Raw genomic sequence first — 24,062 nt, 5'->3', positions numbered from 1 at the left:
GGGTTTTTTAAAACGGCCAGCAAATGATGTTTATGTAAATTATTAATACAATATAGATTTGTAATGGGGTAAAATAAGTTAATGAATTATAAAATTTAAGTATTAAGTATAAATCCATTATTTAGGGACTATTTTATTTGGAATTCTCTATAGGTAAATATATTTTAGTAAAAATGAAAAACACAAGTGCACAAGATGTTTTTTAATATTTAAATAGAATATTAATTTTAAAACGAAAAAAAATGAACTTATCTAAATTAAATGTACAAGAATTAAGTACAAAAGAAATGAAGAAAACAGAAGGAGGCTTTTTTGGTCCTTTTAGAGCCGGATTGACACTTGCTTATAGAAACTGGTTAGCGCAGAATAGTACTTTTACTGCTAATGATTATGGTATGGGAGGTATACATTAATTTTTTGTATACTAACATTATTTTTTAAAACTTAATATTATGATTGATATTATATTCGCAATATTTTTTATTGCAACAGATCTAATTATATATATATACCTTGCAAGAAAATATAAAACATATAATCCTTTTAAAATATCTAAATTTTGGATCAAGGAATATATGTAAAACGAAAATTGTAAAAAATAATGAAATTTAAAAACAAGGCTGTATATTGATGCAGCCTTGTGATTTTTAATTAACAAATCATATTTTCAATGTTAAATTTTTTAAATAAGAGTAGAATAATAGTTACTCTAATTGGTGTTATTGTCTTTAGTTTGTTAATTCTTTTTTTGTATTTAACTCTAGGTGTGCAAAAAGAAGTTAAAAGAGAATTCAACATAAAAATATATGCAAAAAAATAAAAGAAAATAACACTTAAAATAGTTGCAATGTATAAACACAAAAAAGAAAGTTTAAACGATAATGAATATAACATTGGTGTGGCAATAGCTATTGCTCTAATGGTTTTCATAGTAATTCTGTCTATATAAAGTTTGCATTTTTAAAATCAATAAATTTTGTTTACTGAAAACTATATAACTAGATTAAAAAGATGCTTAAAAACCTCACTTATCTGGGTATTTTATTATTGGTGATCTTAATTTTGGCTTCTTTGCCTATGATTAATGTACCCATTTCCTCATCATCGAAAGGTGTCGTTCGTTCTATATCGGAAAATACCCAACTCAATTCTGTGGTCAATGGTAGAATTATAAAAACTACCCTGAAAAAGAACAATCAATTTTTACAACAAGGAGATACATTGCTTGTTATAACTGCAGAGCAGTTAGACACTCAAAAGCACCTGCAAAATAGCCAGAGTGATGATTATGCTGCACAACTGAGAGATTTAACACAATTAACTAAAGGTCAATATGCTCACTTGGAGACAGGACAATATCAAAAAGAGCTTTCTGCCATGCAGGAAAAAATTGCACAAGTTCAAACTCAACTCTCCTTAGCCCAAAAAAATTTAGATAGAGCTGTTACTCTGTACAAGCAAGGTGTAATTCCCAAAGCAGAATATGACAAGAACTACTATGACCATCTGGGTTTTGTAAAGCAAGTTGCCAATATAAGAGAGCAGCAAATTGCCCAATGGCAGGCACAGAAACGGGAAGTTGAAAGACAATTACGTTCATTTGGCTCTGAAATACAACGTATTAATCAGGAACAAAATAACTATATCATTATTGCCCCTATTTCAGGAAGACTGGTTAATTTTTCAGGAATACAAAAAGGAAATTTCTTAGTTCAGGGACAAACAGTAGGAGAAATTTCTCCTGAGCAATCTTTGGTTGTAGAATGTCTGGTGTCTCCAAAGGATATTGGGTTTATCCAAATAGGACAAAAGGTGAAATTTCAGGTAGATACTTATAACTATAATCAATGGGGATTGTTGGATGGCAGAGTGCAGGAAATAGACCAGAATATCAAAGTAAACCAACAAACTGGTGAAGCTTTTTTCAGGGTTCTCTGTAAAATGGATAGGAATTATTTGAAGTTAAAAAACGGATATAAAGGAGAAATCGGAAAAGGAATGACGCTTACAGCTCGTTTTCATATGATAGACCGTACTTTGTGGCAATTGTTATTTGACAAAGCTGATAATTGGTTTAATCCGAAGCTGAAATGATGAAATCGATAGGTTGAAATGTAGCTCTGAAAATATAAACAATACATGAAAAAAGACATATTGATTAAGCAACATGATTTAAAAGATTGTGGTGCGGCTTGTTTGGCTTCCGTTTCTGCTCATTATGGACTGAGAATGCCGATTGCCAAAATCAGACAACTAAGTCATACTGATACAAGAGGAACCAATGTATTAGGTTTAGTACAGGGATTAGAAGCGATGGGTTTTAATGCCAAAGGAGTAAAAGGAGCAGCAGATGTGTTGCCCGATATTCCATTACCGGCCATTGCCCATATCATAAGCAAAGAGCAGTATCATCATTATGTTGTTATCTACAAAGTAAGCAAAGGGAAAATTGAAGTGATGGATCCAGCTTTTGGTAAAATTGAAGAATATACTATTGAAGAATTTTCCAAAATATGGACTGGAGTTTTGATTTTATTAGAGCCCAATGAATACTTTGAGCAAAAAAATGAAAAAACCAGTATATACAAGAGATTCTGGAATCTGATACAGCCTCATAAAAGCATTTTAATTCAAGCTTTGCTAGGGGCTTTGGTCTATACTATTCTAGGATTGTCAACATCAATTTATATAGAAAAAATTACAGATTATGTTCTGATAGACGGCAATAAACGGCTTTTGAACTTACTCTCCATGGGAATGATTGTCATTTTATTGTTCCAGATTTTTATAGGGGCTATGAAAAGTATTCTTGTCCTCCAAACGGGGCAGAAAATGGATAAGTATCTTATCTTAGGTTATTATAAACATTTGCTGAAGCTTCCTCAACGTTTTTTTGATACTATGAAAGTGGGAGAGATTATTTCAAGGGTAAATGATGCAGTGAAAATAAGAACATTCATCAATGATGTAGCGATCCAGATATTTGTCAATATTTTTATTGTTGCTTTTTCATTTGCTGTAATGTTTACGTATTATTGGAAGCTGGCACTCATTACTGCTTTAGTTATTCCACTGTATTTCTTGGTCTATTTGATTACCAATAAACTGAATAAAAAGGTAGAAAGAAGACTAATGGAAAATAGTGCAGAATTGGAATCCCATTTAGTAGAATCTCTCAATTCTGTCCGAACGATTAAGCAGTTTGGAATAGAAACTTTTGCCAATAGCAAGACAGATAATGCATTTACTCAACTTCTTAAAACGATATACAAATCGGTATTAAACACTCTATTTTCTGGGAATTCATCAGAATTCTTATCCAGAATATTCACCATTCTTCTTCTTTGGATAGGTTCAGGGTATGTTATCGATAGAATTATTACTCCTGGAGAATTGTTGTCGTTTTATGCTTTAATAGGTTATTTTACAAGTCCTGTTGCTCAACTGATAGGAATGAATAAGACGATACAAAATGCTTTAATTGCATCAGACCGTTTATTTGAAATAATGGATTTGGAACGGGAGGAAACTACTGAAAAAATAGACCTTTCAGCTGAACATATTGGGGATATTCAGTTTAAAGATGTTGATTTTAGTTATGGGAGTAGAGTTGATGTTTTTATTGATTTTAACTGCATATTAAAGAAGGGACAGACAACTGCTATTGTAGGGGAGAGTGGAAGTGGTAAAACCACTTTAGCGGCTTTAATTCAAAATTTATACTCATTAAAATCAGGTAAAATCCTTATTGGGGATTATGATATTAAATATATTTCAAATTATTCATTGAGAAGTTTAATTTCAGTTGTACCACAACAAATAGATTTATTTTCAGGAAATGTTATTGAAAATATTGCCTTAGGAGAAGATTTTCCTGATATGCAAAAAATCCTCACGATCACTAAGAATATAGGAGTAAGGAATTTTGTAGAAAAGCTGCCAAATGGTTTTCAAACGTACTTGGGAGAAAACGGGGCATTGTTATCTGGAGGACAAAAACAGCGGATTGCCATTGCAAGAGCACTCTATAAGGATCCTGAGATTTTGATTTTAGACGAGGCTACTTCCTCGTTGGATACAGAAGCAGAACTTATTATACAAAAGACGCTTCAGGAGTTTAAAAGTCAAGGTAAAACAATGATTGTTATTGCTCATCGCCTGAGTACGGTTGCTAATGCTGATATCATTCTTGTAATGAAAGAGGGACAAATTATAGAACAAGGAAGCCATGAAGAACTTATTTCAAAAGATTCTACATATAAATCTATGTGGGAAAAGCAAGGAACGAGACTGAAGGTCTAATCCGCTGATATGTATTATTCGAACAGGATGATTATAAAATTTTATAAACTGCTGATATATGACATTTATTATCTACTTTACTTTTATGTCATCATACAAGTTTTCAACCACCTTTTCTAAAATCTCTCCTGTTTCATTAAAGCTGGTGTTTGTCAATATCGATATTCCTATATTTTGTTTAGGATAAATTACAAACCAATTTTGCATTCCATATATCCCTCCGTGATGTCTATATATTAATTCATTGTTGTTTTCTATGATGTACCAATGATAACCTTCCCAAAAATCAGAACCTTCTTTATATAATTTTTTATGAGATTCGTTGACGATAGGATTTGATTGGTCAAGTTGCAATTTCATGTATTTCACTAAATCCGTGGTTGTTGAGTGCAATCCTGAGATTCCACCCCATAAAGTTCTGTTGAAATTAGGCATTAACTCGTTTTTATCATTATAGCCTTTTACCAATCTTGCTGTGTCATTTTTATTAAGTGTAAACTTAGTTTGAGTCATGGTATTGGGTTCCAAAACAAATTCGCTCACCAATTCCTCAAAAGGTTTTTGATACACTTTTTCAAGGATATAGGCGGTCAGCTCCGGAGCTGTGTTTGAATAGGAATAGACTTCTCCGGGTTTCGTTTCAATATTGATGAGTTTTAATCCTTCCAAAAAAGCCTTTTTATTTTCGCTTTTTATAGGGAAATTAGGAAATCCACTGGTATGGGTAATGAGATGCTTTATTTTGATAGGTTCACCTTTACATTCTAAATTGGGATAAGAATCATTAGATACATTCTGATGTCATCTTCTAAACTGAGTTTTTTATCAAGTACTGCTTTAGCCGCTATATATCCTGTAAAGGTTTTCGTTACAGAAGCTAATTCATAAAGGGTAGAATCGTTGGGCTTGTTTCCCTTTCCAATCGTTAATTCTCCAAAATGTTTGATGGTAGATTTTCCATCTTTCAACACAGCAATGGAAACAGAATGAAATCTTTTGTCCTTTAATAGCTGAAGCGCATTTTTTGTAATCGCATTTTCAACATTTTGTGTATGGGTTGGATGAGTACTTTTACACCCAAGTAGGGCAAAAAATAAAATAGAGGTTACATATTTTAGTGTCATAATGTATAGTTTGATTTTTCGAGATGCAACTGACGTCTATTAATCTATTGTCTTAACGATCGTATTTTGGAATTTTTCAGATTCATCTTTGTGAATTTGATGCCCTGAATTTTCAAATAAGAACAAATCTTTTTTGGGAGCTTTTACTTGTTCGTAATATTCTTTTGTAATGGAAGTTAATGTTTGGATGTCATTTTTACCAACAAGAAAATAAATGGGACAATTGACTTTCTTTAAAGTTTTTGGTAAATCAATTTTCATAACTTCATTCCAAGCGGGTGACCAGGTTTTTGACCATTGAAGAAAGCCCTTTTTGAAATTATCGGAAGTAACATATTCTTTACCGTCTTTGTAAAAAAGCCATTTTCTTAAATAAAATAGGTCTTCGTCATTGGTAAAAGGAAAATGTACTTTAGACAACTCTTCCATAGCAACAGGGTTTTCTTTAAAATGAATTTTTAAGGTTGTAAGCAATTCTTTCTCACTTTTCAGCTGGCTGATGACCGGATTAACGGCATAATAAGCATGTAATAATTCGGGATGATTTTTAACAATATAAAAGCCTAAAGCATTTCCCCAGGAGCTGCCTAATAAGTAAAGTTTTTTCTGTTTCAGGGTCTTGAGTAGAAAATTAATAACTTCATACGTGTCTTTTCTCATAAGTTCTACTGATGGTTGGATAGGGGAAGGATTTAGCTCTAATGTTTTTCCGGCATCTCTTTGATCCCATTGAACAATTGTAAATGTATTCTTCAAAATATTCGTAAAAGAATCTGCATTTTTCATCATTGAACTTCCCGGGCCACCTGACAAAAACAGCAGGATAGGTTTATTGGTATCATCCGTTTTAATTTCTATTGCTTGCTTTATTCCACCAATTTCTACTGTTACAAGCGTATCCATTTTTGCGGGATGTAATTGCGCAACACAAAATATTGATAATAGAGTTAGGATAAAAAGACTTACTTTTTTCATGATTTCTAAGTTTTAATTTGATTTTAAATAGGTTGATGCAAATTTGCTGTAGAGAATCTTGAAAAAAGTCCGTGTAAAAAAAGTCGGACTCATTTTATTCATTAAAATGAGTCCGATTATCTGCAATATAAAGTTCGAGTATTTACAATTGATTAATTATCAGGTATTTCTGTATGCTGTTGGTGTTTGGTTCGTATATTTTTTAAAAGAGGTATGAAAAGAAGATTTTGAATTAAAACCCACTTCATATAAAATTTCCAGCACCGTATATTCTTTTTTTGTAGGATCCTTCAGAATGGTCATTGCTTTTTTAACACGGTATTCATTTACAAAATCAAAAAAGTGTTGATTGATATGATGGTTAATTAATACAGACAACTCGCGAACAGGAATGTTCACCTGATCCGCTAGTTCCTGGATCGTTAACGAGGGTTCTAAAAAGGGCTCTTTTTCAATCATGAAATTTCTAAGCTGTTCAATCTGAATATTTTTTGTTTCATCGGGTTTGATTTCAGTTTCCAGTGTTTCAGCAAAATCTTTTGTCGGTTGTAGGGTAGAATCAATTCTGCGAAAAAGTTCAGGATAATTTAATGCCTTTAATATAAACCAACAGGCAGCCAATAAAAATACCGTTCCCGCAACAATGTTCAGCCAGATAAACAGATCTCTGTGCTGGGTGTATCTTACGATGTTTTTGAAAATAATACATAGATGGATGACTAAGAAAATCATGGTAAGCTGAGACAGCCATCTGTATAATAATGTGTTGGGATTCGTGTAGTTTTCAAGATAAATCTTCTTGTATTTTTTTAGAATGATGAATACACCAATGATATAAAAGAAAAACTGCAATTCCGCAATGAGCTGATAAAAAAACATTTCAGGGGAGTGCCACAAGCTTTTAAAGAACTCTTCTTTAACAGCACCTTCCGCCAGATAAAGTCTTGGAACTAAAATTAAGTTAGCAACAATGAAAGGAAGAAGATGTAGTAAATGTTTTCTTTTTAAAGTAAAATCAGAATAACAAGCGGCATTAACGTACAAATAGAAAAGTGGCATTACCAATAAGTAAGCAGATATTTTGAATGTTTTCAGATTGTAACTATCCACAAAAAGGTGCATAAAAAGCCCGCTGATATCAATGGCATTAATAATAAGGAACGTTGCAAATAATCTGTTTTCCAGTTTTCTTTCTGTTTTTACCGTTAATAAAAATACGGCAAGCAGCAGCGATACAAAAACGGCAATCGCAGCAATAACTTCCAGAAAACTTAATTTGTCCATATAATCTTTTTGTAAAAATAAGACAAAATATTGTGCTTTGCTGTGCAAAGTGGGGAGACTTAGGAGATTTGAGATATATAGTAAGCTTACGGAAAACCGTAAAAAGAATATAAAAAATATCTTTATTATTGCTTAAATTATTTATGAATCTAATATATTAGCTTCTAAACTAATTAACTGATGAAGAGATGAGAATTAAACAAATACAAGTGAGAAACTTTAGGCTTCTCGATAATTTTTCTGTCAATATTGAAGATGATATTACCCTTATAGTTGGTAAAAACAATACTGGTAAAACTTCACTATTTGAAGCGATTAATATTTTTACAAAAGCTTCTCAGGAAATTTCCTTTGAGGATTTTTCTTTAAGTAGTTATTTGAAATTTAAAAAGATAGTTAATTTTATTAATAGAGTTGACTTTAACGAAATTTCAGAGAGAAGAAAGGAAATTTTTCAAAAAATAATTCAAAATCAAACTCCCAAGGTTCAATTATTTATTGAATTTGAATATGATATAGAAACAGATTGCCTTATTAATTTAAGTGAATTTATAACAGATTTGAATGAAAAAAGAAATGATGCAACTGTTTTAATAAGTTTTGAATCTATTAATTCATTAGGTTTATTCTCTTCTTTTTTAAATAGAGAAAGAAAAGAAATAGAATTAATTTCTTGGTTAAAAGAGAATCTGAAAAAATATTATCAACTTACATGTTATGCCATTGACAAAGATTCAAATTTTAAAAAAGACATTGGTTTAAATTTTAAATCTAAAATTGAAAAAGTTGTTTCATTTGAAGATATCAAAGCCTCCAGAACTTTAGATGATACAAAATCGGATAAAAATAAGACATTAGCTACTGGGTTTTCTCATTACTATCGAGAAAGAGATAAAACTAAAGAAGATGTTAAAAGGCTCGAAGATACTTTAACAAAAGTATCTGTTGACTTAAAAAATGAATATGAAAAAGTTCTTAAAGATGTAATACGTGATTTGAATCATTTTGGAGCTTCAACACCAATATCGATTCCTAAAATAGAAATCGATTCACAGTTTAATTCAGAGGCTGTAATAAAAAACAATATTAAATATTATTATAAACATGATGATATTAACCTGCCTGAAAGTTATAATGGATTAGGTTATAGTAATCTTATTTTCATGGTATTAGAGTTGACGAGTTTTATTGAAAGATTTAAAAATTCAAGTGAAGAAAAAAAATCTGAGTTTTTGACTATTTTGATTGAGGAACCTGAAGCACATATGCATCCTCAAATGCAACAGGTCTTTATTAAACAGATTACAAATAAAATTAATAAGGCTAAGTCGGATGGTATCAATATTCAGCTTATAATTACGACACATTCATCTCATATTATAGCGGAAGCAGGGATTGATCTAAAAAAAGGCTTTGATAGAATTAGATATTTTAATAAAATTAATGGCAATCTTGAGGTAAATGATTTTAACAACTTCAAACATAAAAAAGTGATACTGAAACATTTCGCTTTTTAAAACAATATCTTAATCTTCATAAATGTGATATTTTTTTTGCTGATAAAGTTATTATGGTAGAAGGTATTACTGAGAAAATGCTTTTACCTCTCATGATTAATAAAGTAGCACCTGAACTAAATAAGAAGTACATATCAATTTTAGAAGTAGGTGGAGCATATACTCATAAATTTAAAGAGTTACTAAATTTTATAAAAGTTAAAACTTTAGTCATAACAGATATTGACTCTGTCCAATTGGATAATAATAGAAAAGCTTGTAGAGTAAATACACCAAATTCCGTTACATCAAATAGTACTTTAAAAAATTGGATACCTAAAAAAGATACAATTGTGGATTTAATTTCAACAAGAGTAGAAGAGAAATTTGATGGAAAGTTTATTCGGGTCTGTTATCAAATTGCTGAAAATACTGAAAATCAATATACAGCTAGAAGTTTAGAAGAAGCTATAATTAATCGAAATTTAATTTTTTTTAAAAGTAAATATAATGACCTGAATGAAGAAAATACAGTAATTGAGATTCAAGTGAAATCGAAATTTGAGTTATTAAAAAATATAAACTTTGAAGAAACATTGGATTTATATAATTTATCTCCTCAAAAAGGGGAGAAATCACAATTTGCATTTGATCTGATGACTTTTAAAGCTGGAATTGAAGACTTAAGTTGGGATGTTCCTAAATATATAGGCGAAGGTTTAGAATGGTTAGAAAAAGATAAATGAAATGACAGCAATAGAACAAATTATAGAGAATATTGATAATAAAAAAAGTTTTGTACTAGAAGCTGGCGCAGGTTCAGGAAAAACTTATACTCTAATTCAAACACTGAATTATTTACTTGAAAATAAAGGTGAAGATTTAAAATATAATCATCAAAAAATAGTTTGTATAACCTACACTAATGTTGCTAAGAATGAGATCATTGAACGTTTAGAGAATCATCCATTAGTAATAGTTTCAACTATTCATGAATTTTTATGGGATTGTATAAAGTCATATGAAAAGCAACTGAAAATTGAATTATGTAAGTTAAATGAAATTAGGTATCAAACAGATATAGATTCAGGTGTAGATGAGTCACGGTATATCCCTAATTTAATAGATAGACTAAATAAAATTGATTCAGTTTTTTATAATGATACAGCATTTAGAGACTTTGAAAATGGTCAACTTCATCATGATGACGTTATTGTTTTATCAAAAATGATGTTTTGTGCTTATCCACTACTCACTAATATTTTATCACAAAAATTTCCTTATTTACTAATTGATGAATATCAGGATACCGCAAAAGAAACGATTAACGCATTAGTAGACTCATTGCTCGAAAATAATAAAGATAAAATTACTTTAGGCTTCTATGGGGATTCTCATCAAAAGATTTACAATAATGGTGTTGGTGATCTAACAAATTATATTCATAGTGATTCTCAAAAGCTACATTTGGTAAAAAAGGAAGAAAATTATCGTTCATCTATAGCAGTGGTAAATCTATTAAATAAATTCAGAACCAATATAGAACAAAAGGCTCAAACTGATGTTGGAGGAAGTGCAAAATTTATTTATTGCGAATATAGGCCAATTAAAACCAGAATAAATAGGAATAAAAGGGAAGTAGATGATGAAAGTCGATCTGCTTACAATGCTGAGATTGATTTACAAAAAAAAGAAAATTTTGATAAAGTTGTGGATTTATTAGTAACTAGAGAAAATTGGATTTTTGATAAACTAGATAATAAAAAACATGATAAAATACTAGTATTAGTCAATAGTGCTGTTGCTAAACGAAATGGTTTTTCTAATTTATACAGAATTTATAGTAGAAGATATACAAGAAGTGTTGGAGATGAATTAAATAAAAGGAGAAATGCCTTAATTCAATATTTCGTAGGTTATACTGATAAAAAAATATCTCAGGAAAGAGAAACTGGAATTGAGCATTTGGTGAAGTTTTGGAAAGAGTGTAATTATAATGAAGTGTTGCGCTTTCTTAAAAGATATAGCTCTTTATTTGTTGAAGGGTATTTAGAACATAAACATAAGAAAATCATAACTGATATTTTAGATGAGTTAATAGTAATTAGAAAAACTAAATCTGTAAAAGAAATTATGGAATTTGTTGAAAGTAGAAAATTGATAAGAAGATCTGACGCTGTTAAAAAATTTATCGAACAAGTCGGGTTTGATTTTGATAAATTAGAAGATGGACCTGAGAAGAATAGATTTGTGAATAATAAAATTTTATATGATTCATTGTTAGGCCTATCTTATAAGGAAATAATCAACTTTTTTGAATTTACACAAAATCATACTGTTTTTTCTACAAAACATGGAACAAAAGGTGAGGAGTATAGAAATGTATTGACAGTTATTGATGATAAAGAATGGGTAAATGAAGCTGAAGGATATAATTTTGAAGGTTTTTTCGATAATACCGATGTTAATGAAGAAAGGAAGCTGAGAACTAGAAACCTTTTTTATGTTGAATGTTCAAGAGCAAAAGAAAACTTAGTTGTTTTAGCACTTTCTCCCATGGGAGAATTAGCACTAAATAATATTGAAAAATGGTTTGGTAAAAATAATGTTATCAAGCTAGATAAGTTTTAAATTGTTTACAAACAACTTATTTATTAAAATTAAAATAATTTAAGCCGATTATTAATATAAAAAATGGAAAATATGTTTAATGAATATCCTATTAAAATTCAAACAACTTCTATGAGTGAAAAAGATTTGTATGAGCAAATAAACGAAATCAAAAAACTAAATGATAGTGGATTGTATTTATCTCATTTCTTTAATTTACTTGACAATGCTCACAATAGGACCACACAATTTGAAAAAAATGCTTTTACTATTGATGAATGGATTAAACATTATGAAGGTTATGGAATAATTACTAATTCTGGACAGCTCATTGTATTTTTTTCATATTTACAGAGATTTCACTCGTTTTTAATTTCTAAATCAGATAAAAAATATACATTTAAAAGCACCCTTCAGAAAGAAAATTTTGGATTGGAATTAATTGTTTTAAAGACAATGGAAAATAGTTTGAATTAGTCAATACTAAAACTATAAACAAATTTGTAGACAAATAAAATCCCAATAATTATTGGGATTTTCTCTTATTTTGATTTTTAAATTCTTTTTGAAGCTGATCGATTTCAGTTTCAATCTTCTTTAATTCTTTTTCATTCAGTCTTGTGAATAAATGTAATAGATCAATTTCAAGAAAATTACAGAATGTAACGAGACTTTCAATGGTTGGATTGGTTTCAGCTCTTTCAATCCTACCAACATGGTTACTTGAAATATTGAGCTCATTTCCAAGTTGAAACTGTGAAAGCCCCCTTTTTAACCTATATAATTGAATAAGCTTTCCAATTTGAAATTTTAATTCCTCTATTTGCCATTTATACATTTAGTAAAGTTTGAGCTTTCTAAAATTTTTCATCAACACATATATGTGTTTTTATTGTTTTTTTCATTACATTTATAAAAAATACAAACAATGAAAAAGATAAAAACAAATTTTAATCCCCGGCTTCGGGCAAGTAAGAAATACTCCGGATTGCAGCTGATGGAAACTTTCTTTCAGTTTAATGAGCTTGATGTTTCGAAAGAAAGGCTCAGCAACATTATGAATTATGCAGTAAAGAGGAATAATTGGATCAATGAAGATCCGGCGGTTATGTTCCAGTTTCATCAGTTGATGAAATTGTTGATTCGGGCAGGATATCTCATCATGCTGAAGGAAAAGAAATGGACTGTTGATGCCCGGCCGGAAAAAATTTCTCCGTTGGTTCTTGGGCTGCTTTCGGAGGAGGAATACCGGAATCCTATACTGGTTTTCAAAAACGCATTCAAGGAATACAGCATCAAAGAATTTGATTATTTTATGTCCGGAATCGTTCATTTTTCAATGGGTGTCTATGAAAATCTACCGGAAAGGAATATTGTTATGCCTTACATTCATATAGTTAAAATGCTGGATGCTGCACATCTTATACTTCAAAGAAGGAGAGAAAGGAAGATGGCTCACGCCAATTCAGGATAAGAGGGTAGTGTGTAAATTATTGATTCAGATGATTAATGTGCTAATGATGTGTTTTTTAGGCGCAAAGGTTTCATTTTTGAAACTGTTGATGGTAAGAGAGCAAAGAATAGAATCAACGAAGTTGATTCATTGAAGTGTATGGATAAGCCTACTGCTTCATCAGCGACAAAGTCGCATCACTTTGCGTTAATCTTTTTATTAAAAAAAGTATAAATTCCTGAAATGTAACGTAAAGAAATAGGCTGTCTTAAAAGCAAAACTATTTGACTTTCTAGACAGCCTCATTATATTATTGTGCTTTTACTTGCTCTATCTTTATGAATATTTTAGTAAGGTTGGGTTGGGCATTGCCTGAAGTGGGGGCTCCTGCCATAATGGTTGCGGTATAAGCGGTTTTTGAAGAAGGGTTACTGTCTATCCAGGTATATCTTCTATGCTCAGGTCCACCACCGGCTCCATCTATAATCCCTATGTTCCCCCAATAAGAACTTCCTAATGCTCCGGTACCTTGAGGATACCAGGTAGCTGATGAATCTGCCATACCACCCCATACTCCTGAAGTAATATTGTTTGTTGTTACAGCTGAACCAATATAACCACCATATTCGGTATTATAATTCCAATACAGATTAACGGTAGAACCTGTATTATTAAACAACTGTACATTAGGATTGGCTAGGGTAGTACCACTTGTCGTATCAAATATTACCCTGATCGAATACTTACCATCCGGGGTAGCAAGAGGGAAAGTATACGCTTGTTTTCCATTGGAATCGGCTGTTAGGGTAGGGTAGCCCATCACAGCGACAGACGCAATGTCTGCACGGCTGCTATTTCCTACAGTAGCGGTACAGTTCTGTCCTGATGTTAAGAAAGGAATTGCAGTGCTGTTCAGAGAAAGAGTCATATCATTAGCAGTGGTAGGTGTTCCCGTTACTGAGAATACCAATTCGCCGTCACCAAACTCTAAAGTTCCGGGTCTTAGCTGGAAGGTTAATCCATTTACAGTAAAAGGAGCTCCTGAATTATAGGTGCCACCGTTTCCCTGGCTATAGGTAACTTTTAGGTTTCCGGTGAAAGGTGTACCGGCAGTATAAGTAGAAGGGCTTAAGTAAGCTGAAGTACATTGTAATGCAGAAATTACTGGAGAGATGGCGTTTGTGGCTTGTGTAAGTCTTTGCCATACAGATCCGTCAAAATAATAATAGCCCATAGCTGTAACATTGACACGTTGTCCTGCGGTATCTCCACCAGTAATATCCGTAATGTAAATTAATGCTCCACTCTGATCGCTGCTATAAGTTGCCGTATTGGCTGTAAGCTCAGTTCTTGTAAGCCTCGGAGCCTGTAGTCCTAATGTTTGTGTGTTATCCGTAATCAATCCTGAAGTATCTCTTTTAGCAGATACATCCATCGTTGTTTTTGGTAAAGTTGTATTTATGCCTACTTGGGCAAAGGAGAATCCAGAAATAAGAATAGCACTGAATTGTGTAAATTTTTTTTTCATGTTAAGGTGATTTATGTGTAAATCAAATATAGCTCTTTATTATGAAAAAATAAAAAGAACACCTTTGTATTTGATAAAAATAATTAATTCGTAATATTTTATTAAAATATGAGAATTTTAAATGGGCTTGTAATGTTTAATTTTTATTTGAAATACTAAGAGCCTATTGCAAGTGAGTAAAGTGTGGGTTGTTTTTGTATAAACCATTAAGAAAAATGAAGGTTTTAAGGAAAGTTAAGATTTATCAAAGATGCATTAAGCATTGCGCTTAAAAAATAGCTTCAGCTATGTTCTTAATAGCTCTTAAACCCTTAAAAAATCTTAATGGTTAAGAAAAAAATAATCAATATAGAGTGAAAAATGGCGGGTGAAAGAATATTTTTATTACTTTTATAAAATAAACTAATAACCGCAAATAAATTAAAATTATTCATTAATAAGTATTTATTTCAATATAGTATACTTTAAATAATCCTTTTTTATTTTAATTGCGCAATTATATCTTGTCTGATGATGAGATGATTTTTCTATGCAGTTAAATATGATGGATAACTAAATAAAATACGGATAGAATAAAACTTAACCATACCCTTAAAACCAAATTATTCCTATGGAAAAATTACATGAACACACGCATGGCTGCACCCACTGTGCATGCAACAATCCCGTTTTGAAGATTCTTAAAGAAGAACTTTTCAGTCCGGAAAATCTGGAAAAAATGAAACCTTATCCCGGAAAAACGAATACTCAAAAGCCCGGACCTCTGATGGTCAGCGGAGGGATTATCCGTCCTATGATTGGTGGATCTACAGAAACTGTTAAAGCTATTGGATTCGCTGATGGAAAAGTGGTGATAACCGGTGAGATAAAAGATGTCGCGGAATATATGCATCAACATTATCCGGAACATGATATAAAAGAATTAAAAGAAACACAGACATTACTTCCCGGCCTTATTGAACCCCACGTCCATATGGTTCCTACAGCTATGATGTCCGATTGGCTGGATGTAAGCCCTTTTAACGGACAGGATTTACAGCCTCTATACGACTTGACTTCTGTAGGAGCTGTGATCAATAAAAACATTCACGATATTCCCGGATATGTTATCCTTGGAAGAGGATTGGATCCATCTCTTATGCCTTTTGTTGTAAAAGCGGATGGTGCCAAAGAACTACAGACTATTAATAATACAGTGTTGGACAGTATCAATAATGAAAAGCCTGTCATGCTGTTGAGTGCTTCCATGCATACCCTTTACCTGAACACCAAAGCATTAGAGCATGTATACAAACATAGTGAAACGGTACAGAAACAATATGATTCAGCGGAAGATTATATCTTGAAAACCAAAGGGCAACTGCAGGAAAGTCCGGAAATGACCCCGGCACTGAAAGTCGTAATGGTACAAATCGTTGCGATGAGTATACATATTAACAAATACCTTACTGAGCTTTTTCAGCTGGCTAATTCCAGAGGGGTTACTTTTATGTATGATGCAGGACTGAATAAAGGGTTTGATACATTATTGAAACTGTATTCTGATACCCATCCCGAATTGGTAAGAACAGGAGGTGCTTTTATTTGTTCCAGCCAGGAAGATGCCAATAAACTGGATACGTATCAAGAGCCTGACAAATACAAACCTGGCTATTATGGGCATGTTAAAGTAGTTTCAGATGGCTCTAACCAAGGGTTGACAGGCTATCAGAGCACTCCGTATTTATGTGATCCTGTTGATAATACGGGAATATTTAATTTTCCGCAGTCTGGTATTCCTGCACATACCATTCCGCCAAGCTACAACACGCTAATCAATACAGTGGTGGCTGGAAAAGGCTGGCCGCTAATGATTCATGCCAATGGTGATCAGGCGGTAACATTTGCTATTAATGCTTATCAGCGCACTCTTGCTCAATATAGAGGTCCTGAACTTCGGAACCGTATAGAGCACTGCTCACTTCTGACGGCAGATCAAATTACGAATATGCTGCAAATGGGTGTTTCGCCAAGCTTCCTGATCGGTCACGTGGGGTACTGGGGGTATGCTTTTAAGAAAGTGATATTCGGTGAAAAAGCGCAAATGCTTGACCTCTGTGGTTCAACCCTTGCAGCCGGCATGAGAATTACCCTTCATAGTGATAATGAAGTAAGTCCATTGGGACCTTTAAGAATGATGGAGCAATCAATCACAAGAATCATGGAAAAGAAGACCACGGATATTGAGGTTTTAAACAGCGCAGAATGCCTTACGCCTGAGCAGGCTTTAATTGCTGTTACCTATGATGCGGCGTGGCAGTGTTATGCAGATAAATGGGTGGGTTCTCTTGATGAAGGTTATTTTGCTGATTTTGTTATATTAGAACAGGATCCTCTTTCATTAACGACTCAATCCACACAATATATGAAGATGCGAAATATTCCAGTATTAGAAACTTGGGTAGGAGGTGTACCTGTTTATGTAAATGATAAGACAACAAAGGCAGTCACTGAAAAAGATATGCTCTTTTCAAATAATTCATAATCTGTCCGGAAAAGAATTCAAAAATTATTAATCCAATATCAATCAGAGCAGATTATTTCTGCTCTGATTTTTTTGAGGTTTGATAGCTATCAATAGTTGTCTCTTAAAGTACCCTCTATAGAATTCAAACCTTTAACCTTTTAAAGTCTTAGAAATTACCCACTTCATATTCTAGGATAAAATTCCGGTCAATACCTGATCTTTTCGGTTCGATGAAGTTCCGCTTACTTTAATGACCTTTATTCCAAGATCCTCAATCCAGTCATAAAGTAAATCATTAACCTTCTGTCTGAGTTTTGGCAGCTCTATCTGATGGTTGAGTATCAGATCGGGTTCTTCAATAGGGACAAAAACAAAAACATCAATTTCATCGATGATGGTTTGAACTTTTTCAAAGAGAAACTGGATATTTCGACCTGGATCAAGAACATGAAGATAAGCTAAGATATCAATAACACATCTGTCAAATATGACATCATCTCCGCTTTTCGATATCAGTTTGGCTGAATAATTAAATTGTTCAAGAAAATCGTCAGGATGAGGTTCTTCTGAGAATTCATACCCCGAAGATTCCATCTGATAGTAGGGTTCTATCTCAAGTGTATATCCGGGAAGGTTCTCCAGAAGTTCTTCTGCCAATGTGGTTTTGCCAACTTTGTGAGCGCCGATTATTGCAATTCTCATATTTCAGTTTATATTGTGATCCAAAAGTCTGGTACGGGATTTTCGTGCCTGTTTTTTGAGTGTTCATTGTATAGAGTTTTGTCGATCTATTTAATACCATAATTTTTCTATATTTAGAACAAGTATATCAGTATATAAATATAATATAAAAAAAGACAATGCCAGTAAACCCAATACCTCCAGACGGAGGCATGTTATATAAAGAAACAGACATGGCTCACTTTTTTCCAGAGCCATTCAATGCAATAACTGCCGCATTTTTTTTAGCTATAGCCATTTTTTGGACTATAAAAATTAAAGATAATTTCAAGGATTATCCTTTTTTAACCTACTGTCTGGTTTTATTATATATTGGTGCCATCGGGGGAACTATTTACCATTCATTCAGACAATGGCCGGTATTTATCATGATGGATTGGCTGCCCATTATGTTGCTCTGTTTGTCTGCCGGATTTTATTTTGTAGCTCAGAGCACCAGATGGTATTATGCTATTGTAATGGTTCTGGTATATCTGATATTGATGTTGGGTTTAAGAAATTGGATTTTGGTAGATAACACTTCTCTCTTTATCAATGTAAATTATGCAATCATGGCTTCATTTGTGCTTTTTTCGGTATTACGCTATTTAATCTATACCCAATGGAAAGCTGGCAAATGGGTAGGTTTTGCTTTATTGTCGTTTGCTTTTGCACTCACTTTCCGCATCATTGATAAACAGGAATGGTTGAGTTTCGGGACGCACTTTTTATGGCATACATTTGGAGCGGTAGCGACATTTTGCATGTTTAATTATATCTATCTTACGCGAAATACGATTAGAAAAATATAAATCGGTCTTATTTTCTTTGAACTCTAATTGCCATAATAAAGTCTGTTTAAATTTAACCACAAAAGTCACAAAAGATTTTTAAACACTTAAGCTGCTTTAAGTTTAGTACAAGCTAAATGCTGAGAAGAGCACTTAAGTTTTAAAAAAAATCTTTGATTTTTTTGTTTTAATGTTGATCAGCTAGTAAAAATCATTCTCAATCATCTGTGCATATCTGTGTAATCTGTGGGAAAATCTTAAACATAGTTTTTATTTTAAACACTTTAGTACATTTTAGAAAGTTTAAAAAAATACCGCACAATTAAGTTCACATAAGATGAAAATCTTTGATTTTCGATAAAACTCAAGTGTATTTCTTCTACACCAATTATAACTTAAAATAGCTTAAGTGTCAAATAGCTTTTGTATCTCCTTTGTGGTTGAATAAAAGACTTAAGTTAACCAAGAAATTTTTTACTTTTTAAACACATTGGGACACTTTAGAAGTTTAAAAAAAATACCGCACAATTAAGTTCACATAAGATGAAATCTTTGATTTTCGATAAAACTCAAGTGTACTTCTTATCCACAAAGTATAAAACTTAAAATAGCTTAAGTGTTTACAAAGCTTTTGTGACTTTTGTGGTTGAATAAAAGACTTAAGTTAACCAAGAAATTTTTTACTTTTTAAACACGTTAGTACACTTTAGAAGTTTAAAAAAAATACCGCACAATTAAGCTCACATAAGATGAAAATCTTTGATTTTAGATAAAACTTAAGTGTACTTCTTATACACAAAGTATAAAACTTAAAATAGCTTAAGTGTTAGAAAAAACTTTTGTGACTTTTGTGGTTTAATAAAAAAGTTAATGTAATGAGCCACCATATTTATTTAATTTCATGAAATTCACAGTTTAATTCTTTTAAGGTTGAAAGAAACGATTTACTTATATTTGCTCGCAAAGCAAATCTAAATGTTCAAAAAAGTAATCACTGTATTTATCCTTGGCTTTTATGCGGTTTTTTGTTCGGCTCAACAGGTTCGGCCTTCAAAATCTTCTGAAATTTACCGCGAAATCAAAACCCTTAAACAGCTGCCTAAAGTTTTATACCTTGCAGCTCATCCTGATGACGAAAATACAGGATTGCTTTCCTGGTTAATCAATAACCAAAATGTAGAAACGGGCTATCTGTCTTTAACCAGAGGCGATGGTGGTCAGAATTTATTGGGCACAGAGCAGGGTGCCGCATTGGGTTTAATCAGAACGCATGAGCTTTTAGAAGCGAGAAAATTAGACGGTGCCCAACAGTTTTTTACCCGGGCAATTGATTTCGGGTTCTCTAAAAATACAACCGATACCTTTAAACAATGGGATGAAAATAGCATTATAGCAGATGTAGTTTGGGTAATTCGCAAATTCCGTCCGGATGTGATCATTTGTCGTTTTCCTCCTACTGCTGCGGCAGGCCACGGACAACATGCGGCTTCGGCTGTGGTTGCGGAAAAAGCTTTTAAACTGGCAGGCGATAAAACGGCTTTCCCAGATCAATTAAAATATGTTCATGTATGGCAACCCAAACGCGTATTGTGGAACACTTTCCGCTTTGGTGGGGTGAATACGACCGCTGAAAATCAACTAAAAGTTACCGTTGGGCAATACGATGCGCAATTGGGAATGGGCTACGGTGAATTGGCAGGATTAAGCAGAAGTTTACATAAAAGTCAGGGTGCAGGAACACAATCTGTAGCCGGCATCAGAACTGAATATTTCTCCCACGTTATCGGCGAGCCTGCAAAAACATCACTTTTTGATGGAGTCGTTAAAACCTGGAATGCAAAAGGTAACGCTGATATTGACCAGTCATTAGATAAAATAATTTCCTCTTTCAATTTTAATAATCCTGACTTGAGTTTACCTGCTTTGCTTGCTTTGCGAAAAAAAATTGTGGCACTACAGGATGGAGACCTAAAAAGGGATAAAATCAAATCTCTTGACAATATCATTTTAAGTTGTGCCGGATTTATGGGCGAGGCAGTTACCAATCAGGCTGAAGCTGTTGCCGGGGATCATTACAATTTCAGATTGAATTTGATTTCAAGAGCTTCGGATCCTGTTGTTGTAGAAAATGTAAAATGGTTAAATCAATCGGAAAGCCTCAATAGAAAACTATCAAAAGATTCTTTAATTACCATTCAGCATGACATTCAGATTCCTGCAGATGCAGCACTCACAGAACCTTACTGGTTGGCAAAATCTCCCACAAACGCAGCAACTTTCTCTGTTCCAAATGATACTTTAATCGGTTTGCCCGAAGCAGAATCACCATTGAATGTTTTGGTTGGGTTAAGAATCAGTTCAGAAAAGTTTCAGGTTCAACTTCCTTTATCTTTCAAGAAATTAGATCCCGTGCGTGGTGATGTAGTAGAAGCTTTACGCATTGTTCCTGCATTGGAATTGAAATTTACACAACCGCTTTATGTGGTCAAAGAAAATGAAGATTTACATTTGAGTTTAAACTTTAAGGTTAATTCAAGCAAACAGTTCACTAATGGTAAAGTAAACCTGATGTATAACGGAGAACGATTGGGTGGCACTGATGTAAATTCGCTTAGTGGGAAAGATTTTACCGTGGATTACGTTATTCCAAAAACTAAGCTTGCATCAATCCAATCATCTCGCTTGCCATTGGATGCCAATTTTGTTGCAGATGGAGTCACTTATAATAAAAAACAAGTATTAATTCAGTACCCCCATTTACCTTCCTTACAATATTTTGCGCCTGCCACTGCTGTCATAATGAAAGGCGATATTCAGGCGAAGATTAAAAAAGTAGGTTACATAGAAGGTGCAGGCGATTTCATTCCTGAGTTTCTGCGCATTGCAGGTATTCAGGTAGATGTCTTGAAAGACGAAGATTTTTACGGCAACTTAGATGAATCTGGCGCAAACGGTAGCCAAAACAAGCTATCACAATACGATGCCATTGTATTGGGTGTTCGTGCCAATAACACAGAGAAAAAGCTGGGTCGGTGGATGCCTTTTTTATGGTCTTATGTAAAGGCTGGCGGTAATTTGGTGATGCAGTATAACACCAACCAGGATACCACCGTTGACCAATTGGGAATTTACAATTTCAGTATTGCCAATAAACGGGTTACCGAAGAAAATGCTGCAGTTAAGTTTTTAAATCCCAATCATAAATTACTGAACTTTCCGAATAAAATTACGGCGGATGATTTTAAAGGTTGGGTACAGGAGCGTGGTGCTTATTTTCCTGCTCAATGGGATGCGTCATATGAACCGCTTTTTGAAATGCACGATACCGATGAAGAGCCTCTTCAAGGATCCACTTTATATGCCAAATACGGAAAGGGTAATTTTATCTATACACCGTTGGCTTTTTTCAGACAGTTGCCTGCGGGGAATGTGGGTGCGGCACGTTTATTTTTTAACTTTTTATCTGCACAGAAAAACTGATGAACAATAAACTTAAAAATTGGAATATCTGGTACCTATTACTAGCAGTTGCATTAGTAGTTCAGATTGTATTTTATTATTGGTTTACTAAATTCTGGGCATGAGTAATATAGATTGGACAGTTCTTATTTTTACACTTTTTGCAGTGGTTGTTTACGGCGTATTGATCGGTCGTGGTCAAAAAAGCAACGAATCCTACCTGAAAGCAGATAATAAAATGCCTTGGTACATTGTGCTTTTGGGCATTATGGCTACCCAGGCAAGTGCCATTACATTTCTTTCAGCCCCGGGTCAGGCTTATACAGATGGTATGCGTTTCGTTCAGTACTATTTTGGTTTGCCTTTGGCGATGATTGTTATATGCATTACATTCATTCCGATTTTTCAGCGCTTAAATGTGTACACGGCTTATGAATACTTAGAAAACCGTTTTGATAAAAAAACACGAGTACTTACTTCTCTGCTTTTTCTTTTTTCCAGAGGCTTATCAACAGGAATAAGCATTTACGCTCCGAGTATTATCTTGTCAAGCGTTTTAAACTGGAATATTTATTTAACCAATGTTTTAACGGGTGGCATTCTGTTGATTTATACCTATGTTGGAGGAGCAAAAGCGATTGCTCACACCCAAAAATTACAGTTTCTCATTATTCTCGGAACAATGGCTTTTGCCGGTTATCTGCTTATCCAAAATATGCCGAATGGAATTGGCTTTAGCGATGCGCTGTATCTGGCTGGAAAATCGGGAAAGCTCAATGTAATCACCACAGAATTTGATTGGAAAGATAAATACAATATCTGGAGTGGATTAATTGGTGGTTTTTTTCTGGCACTTTCTTACTTCGGTACGGACCAGAGTCAGGTTGGGAGGTATATTACAGCGAAGGACAATACCAATGCAAAAATGGGCTTGCTCTTGAATGGATTGGTTAAAATTCCAATGCAGTTTTCTATTTTATTGATCGGTGCCTTGCTTTTTGCTTTCTTTTCTCTAAAACCGGCTCCGATTTATTTTAACGAACGGTCCTATCAATATTTAAAGGAATCACAGCCTGAACAGGCAGCGGTTTTTGAGAAAGAACATCAGGATTTACAACTCAAATTTAATGCAGAATCGAAAGAAATTTTAAAGTTGAAAGAAACCCATTCTCCTCAACTCAACAAAACAATTCAGGATTTTAAAAACACACAAACTCAAGTAAAAGCACTGCATGGCAGGGTGGAGGAAGCGATCAATCAATCAAACTATAATGCTGAGAAAACGGATACGAATTACATTTTCCTGTATTTCGTGAAAAATACATTGCCTGCGGGAATGATCGGTTTACTGTTTGCTGTCATTTTTCTGGCCAGCTGGGGTTCAATTTCTGCAGCGCTGAATTCCCTTGCCGCCTGTTCATTAAAAGATGTTCATTTAATATTTAGTAAAGAAATTCCCGATGATGCAACCGAATTGAAGTATAGTCGCCTGCATACTTTAGCCTGGGGTATTTTCTCAATTGGTGTTGCCATGTTTGCTACGCAGATGGGCTCCCTTATTGAGGCTGTGAATGTATTAGGTTCTCTTTTCTACGGTCCAATATTGGGGATTTTCCTTGTTGCTTTTTATTATAAAAAAATCGACGGCCCCAATGTATTTATTGCTGCCATTTTATCAGAAATTGCGGTGATTGCCGTTTATCAGTTCGATATCGTTTCTTTCCTTTGGCTTAATGTAATCGGGGCAGCAGCAGTAATTATATTTTCTGCAATCGGGTTATTGTTTTATAAGCCGAAAGCAGTAAATTCGTAAA

19 protein-coding genes are annotated in these 24,062 nt (G+C 33.3%); 12 read left to right on the top strand and 7 right to left on the bottom strand.

Translation table 11 applies throughout. The features are described from left to right. The first annotated feature begins 242 nt into the window (after positions 1-242). The 3 genes from JHL15_RS15645 (at position 243) to JHL15_RS15635 (ending at position 4,302) form a co-directional block, all read left to right on the top strand. The gene (locus JHL15_RS15645) at positions 243-413 is read left to right on the top strand and encodes a hypothetical protein (RefSeq protein WP_200247211.1); all 171 of its coding nucleotides are present in this window, start codon (positions 243-245) and stop codon (positions 411-413) included. A gap of 598 nt (positions 414-1,011) precedes the next feature. Then, positions 1,012-2,094 (top strand): HlyD family secretion protein, encoded by a 1,083-nt coding sequence (locus tag JHL15_RS15640; RefSeq protein ID WP_200247209.1) that lies wholly within the window; start codon positions 1,012-1,014, stop codon positions 2,092-2,094. Positions 2,095-2,139: 45 nt separating this feature from the next. Beyond that, positions 2,140-4,302: a peptidase domain-containing ABC transporter gene (locus tag JHL15_RS15635; RefSeq protein WP_200247207.1), complete on the top strand. Its 2,163-nt coding sequence runs from the start codon at positions 2,140-2,142 to the stop codon at positions 4,300-4,302. A 72-nt stretch (positions 4,303-4,374) separates the two neighbouring features. Here the strand turns inward: JHL15_RS15635 and JHL15_RS21305 are convergent, their stop codons facing one another. The 4 genes from JHL15_RS21305 to JHL15_RS15620 all read right to left on the bottom strand — a co-directional run bounded on the left by JHL15_RS21305 (position 4,375) and on the right by JHL15_RS15620 (position 7,685). Continuing rightward, positions 4,375-5,031 (bottom strand): serine hydrolase domain-containing protein, encoded by a 657-nt coding sequence (locus JHL15_RS21305; protein WP_317193069.1) that lies wholly within the window; start codon positions 5,029-5,031, stop codon positions 4,375-4,377. A 35-nt stretch (positions 5,032-5,066) separates the two neighbouring features. After that, on the bottom strand, positions 5,067-5,426 hold the full coding sequence (locus tag JHL15_RS21300) for a serine hydrolase (protein WP_262895636.1): 360 nt from the start codon (positions 5,424-5,426) through the stop codon (positions 5,067-5,069). A 39-nt stretch (positions 5,427-5,465) separates the two neighbouring features. After that, positions 5,466-6,401, bottom strand: a complete 936-nt coding sequence (locus tag JHL15_RS15625; RefSeq protein WP_200247205.1) for an alpha/beta fold hydrolase — start codon at positions 6,399-6,401, stop codon at positions 5,466-5,468. 159 nt (positions 6,402-6,560) lie between these two features. Continuing rightward, entirely contained in the window at positions 6,561-7,685 is a 1,125-nt protein-coding gene (locus JHL15_RS15620) for a helix-turn-helix domain-containing protein (RefSeq protein ID WP_200247203.1), read from the bottom strand. A 188-nt stretch (positions 7,686-7,873) separates the two neighbouring features. Between JHL15_RS15620 and JHL15_RS15615 the strand changes: the two genes are divergently transcribed. The 4 genes from JHL15_RS15615 to JHL15_RS15600 all read left to right on the top strand — a co-directional run bounded on the left by JHL15_RS15615 (position 7,874) and on the right by JHL15_RS15600 (position 12,268). Further along, positions 7,874-9,202, top strand: a complete 1,329-nt coding sequence (locus tag JHL15_RS15615) for an ATP-binding protein (RefSeq protein WP_200247201.1) — start codon at positions 7,874-7,876, stop codon at positions 9,200-9,202. 29 nt (positions 9,203-9,231) lie between these two features. Beyond that, positions 9,232-9,927: an ATP-dependent endonuclease gene (locus JHL15_RS15610; RefSeq protein WP_317193068.1), complete on the top strand. Its 696-nt coding sequence runs from the start codon at positions 9,232-9,234 to the stop codon at positions 9,925-9,927. A gap of 1 nt (position 9,928) precedes the next feature. Then, positions 9,929-11,812: a UvrD-helicase domain-containing protein gene (locus JHL15_RS15605; RefSeq protein WP_200247198.1), complete on the top strand. Its 1,884-nt coding sequence runs from the start codon at positions 9,929-9,931 to the stop codon at positions 11,810-11,812. A gap of 63 nt (positions 11,813-11,875) precedes the next feature. Continuing rightward, positions 11,876-12,268: a hypothetical protein gene (locus tag JHL15_RS15600; RefSeq protein WP_200247196.1), complete on the top strand. Its 393-nt coding sequence runs from the start codon at positions 11,876-11,878 to the stop codon at positions 12,266-12,268. Between the two features lie 49 nt (positions 12,269-12,317). On the opposite strand, the gene JHL15_RS15595 is transcribed toward JHL15_RS15600, so the two are convergent. After that, positions 12,318-12,629, bottom strand: coding sequence for a helix-turn-helix domain-containing protein (locus JHL15_RS15595; protein ID WP_200247194.1), 312 nt, complete (start codon positions 12,627-12,629; stop codon positions 12,318-12,320). Positions 12,630-12,719: 90 nt separating this feature from the next. Between JHL15_RS15595 and JHL15_RS15590 the strand changes: the two genes are divergently transcribed. Continuing rightward, positions 12,720-13,265 carry a hypothetical protein gene (locus tag JHL15_RS15590; protein ID WP_200247193.1) on the top strand — a complete coding sequence of 182 codons (546 nt, stop codon included), beginning with the start codon at positions 12,720-12,722 and terminating at the stop codon, positions 13,263-13,265. Positions 13,266-13,554: 289 nt separating this feature from the next. Here the strand turns inward: JHL15_RS15590 and JHL15_RS15585 are convergent, their stop codons facing one another. Beyond that, entirely contained in the window at positions 13,555-14,772 is a 1,218-nt protein-coding gene (locus JHL15_RS15585; RefSeq protein ID WP_200247192.1) for a hypothetical protein, read from the bottom strand. A 610-nt stretch (positions 14,773-15,382) separates the two neighbouring features. Here JHL15_RS15585 and JHL15_RS15580 point away from each other — a divergent pair. Continuing rightward, the gene (locus tag JHL15_RS15580) at positions 15,383-17,296 is read left to right on the top strand and encodes an amidohydrolase (protein WP_200247191.1); all 1,914 of its coding nucleotides are present in this window, start codon (positions 15,383-15,385) and stop codon (positions 17,294-17,296) included. A gap of 171 nt (positions 17,297-17,467) precedes the next feature. Here the strand turns inward: JHL15_RS15580 and JHL15_RS15575 are convergent, their stop codons facing one another. Beyond that, positions 17,468-17,980, bottom strand: coding sequence for an AAA family ATPase (locus tag JHL15_RS15575; RefSeq protein ID WP_200247190.1), 513 nt, complete (start codon positions 17,978-17,980; stop codon positions 17,468-17,470). Positions 17,981-18,138: 158 nt separating this feature from the next. On the opposite strand from JHL15_RS15575, the gene JHL15_RS15570 reads away from it, so the two are divergent. From JHL15_RS15570 to JHL15_RS15560, 3 genes are all read left to right on the top strand, one after another. Beyond that, complete coding sequence (locus JHL15_RS15570; RefSeq protein WP_200247189.1) at positions 18,139-18,810, top strand: hypothetical protein; 672 nt, start codon at positions 18,139-18,141, stop codon at positions 18,808-18,810. Between the two features lie 954 nt (positions 18,811-19,764). Further along, complete coding sequence (locus JHL15_RS15565) at positions 19,765-22,269, top strand: PIG-L family deacetylase (RefSeq protein WP_200247188.1); 2,505 nt, start codon at positions 19,765-19,767, stop codon at positions 22,267-22,269. A 100-nt stretch (positions 22,270-22,369) separates the two neighbouring features. Then, a complete protein-coding gene (locus tag JHL15_RS15560; RefSeq protein WP_200247187.1) occupies positions 22,370-24,061 on the top strand; it encodes a sodium:solute symporter in 1,692 nt (563 codons plus the stop codon). Position 24,062 lies beyond the last annotated feature (1 nt).

It is taken from the genome of Chryseobacterium paridis (genome assembly GCF_016595215.1).
Classification (GTDB): domain Bacteria; phylum Bacteroidota; class Bacteroidia; order Flavobacteriales; family Weeksellaceae; genus Chryseobacterium; species Chryseobacterium paridis.
This window is presented reverse-complemented; position numbering and strand designations above follow the sequence as displayed.

What these genes read in the sequence shown, in the direction of transcription:
- JHL15_RS15560 (WP_200247187.1), top strand. Translation starts at nt 22,370, where the DNA reads ATGAGTAATATAGATTGGACAGTTCTTATTTTTACACTTTTTGCAGTG.
- JHL15_RS15625 (WP_200247205.1), bottom strand. Translation starts at nt 6,401, where the DNA reads ATGAAAAAAGTAAGTCTTTTTATCCTAACTCTATTATCAATATTTTGT.
- JHL15_RS15580 (WP_200247191.1), top strand. Translation starts at nt 15,383, where the DNA reads ATGGAAAAATTACATGAACACACGCATGGCTGCACCCACTGTGCATGC.
- JHL15_RS15570 (WP_200247189.1), top strand. Translation starts at nt 18,139, where the DNA reads ATGCCAGTAAACCCAATACCTCCAGACGGAGGCATGTTATATAAAGAA.
- JHL15_RS21300 (WP_262895636.1), bottom strand. Translation starts at nt 5,426, where the DNA reads ATGACACTAAAATATGTAACCTCTATTTTATTTTTTGCCCTACTTGGG.
- JHL15_RS15605 (WP_200247198.1), top strand. Translation starts at nt 9,929, where the DNA reads ATGACAGCAATAGAACAAATTATAGAGAATATTGATAATAAAAAAAGT.
- JHL15_RS15635 (WP_200247207.1), top strand. Translation starts at nt 2,140, where the DNA reads ATGAAAAAAGACATATTGATTAAGCAACATGATTTAAAAGATTGTGGT.
- JHL15_RS15600 (WP_200247196.1), top strand. Translation starts at nt 11,876, where the DNA reads ATGGAAAATATGTTTAATGAATATCCTATTAAAATTCAAACAACTTCT.
- JHL15_RS15645 (WP_200247211.1), top strand. Translation starts at nt 243, where the DNA reads ATGAACTTATCTAAATTAAATGTACAAGAATTAAGTACAAAAGAAATG.
- JHL15_RS15620 (WP_200247203.1), bottom strand. Translation starts at nt 7,685, where the DNA reads ATGGACAAATTAAGTTTTCTGGAAGTTATTGCTGCGATTGCCGTTTTT.
- JHL15_RS15565 (WP_200247188.1), top strand. Translation starts at nt 19,765, where the DNA reads ATGTTCAAAAAAGTAATCACTGTATTTATCCTTGGCTTTTATGCGGTT.
- JHL15_RS15575 (WP_200247190.1), bottom strand. Translation starts at nt 17,980, where the DNA reads ATGAGAATTGCAATAATCGGCGCTCACAAAGTTGGCAAAACCACATTG.
- JHL15_RS15585 (WP_200247192.1), bottom strand. Translation starts at nt 14,772, where the DNA reads ATGAAAAAAAAATTTACACAATTCAGTGCTATTCTTATTTCTGGATTC.
- JHL15_RS15640 (WP_200247209.1), top strand. Translation starts at nt 1,012, where the DNA reads ATGCTTAAAAACCTCACTTATCTGGGTATTTTATTATTGGTGATCTTA.
- JHL15_RS15590 (WP_200247193.1), top strand. Translation starts at nt 12,720, where the DNA reads ATGAAAAAGATAAAAACAAATTTTAATCCCCGGCTTCGGGCAAGTAAG.
- JHL15_RS15615 (WP_200247201.1), top strand. Translation starts at nt 7,874, where the DNA reads ATGAGAATTAAACAAATACAAGTGAGAAACTTTAGGCTTCTCGATAAT.
- JHL15_RS15595 (WP_200247194.1), bottom strand. Translation starts at nt 12,629, where the DNA reads ATGTATAAATGGCAAATAGAGGAATTAAAATTTCAAATTGGAAAGCTT.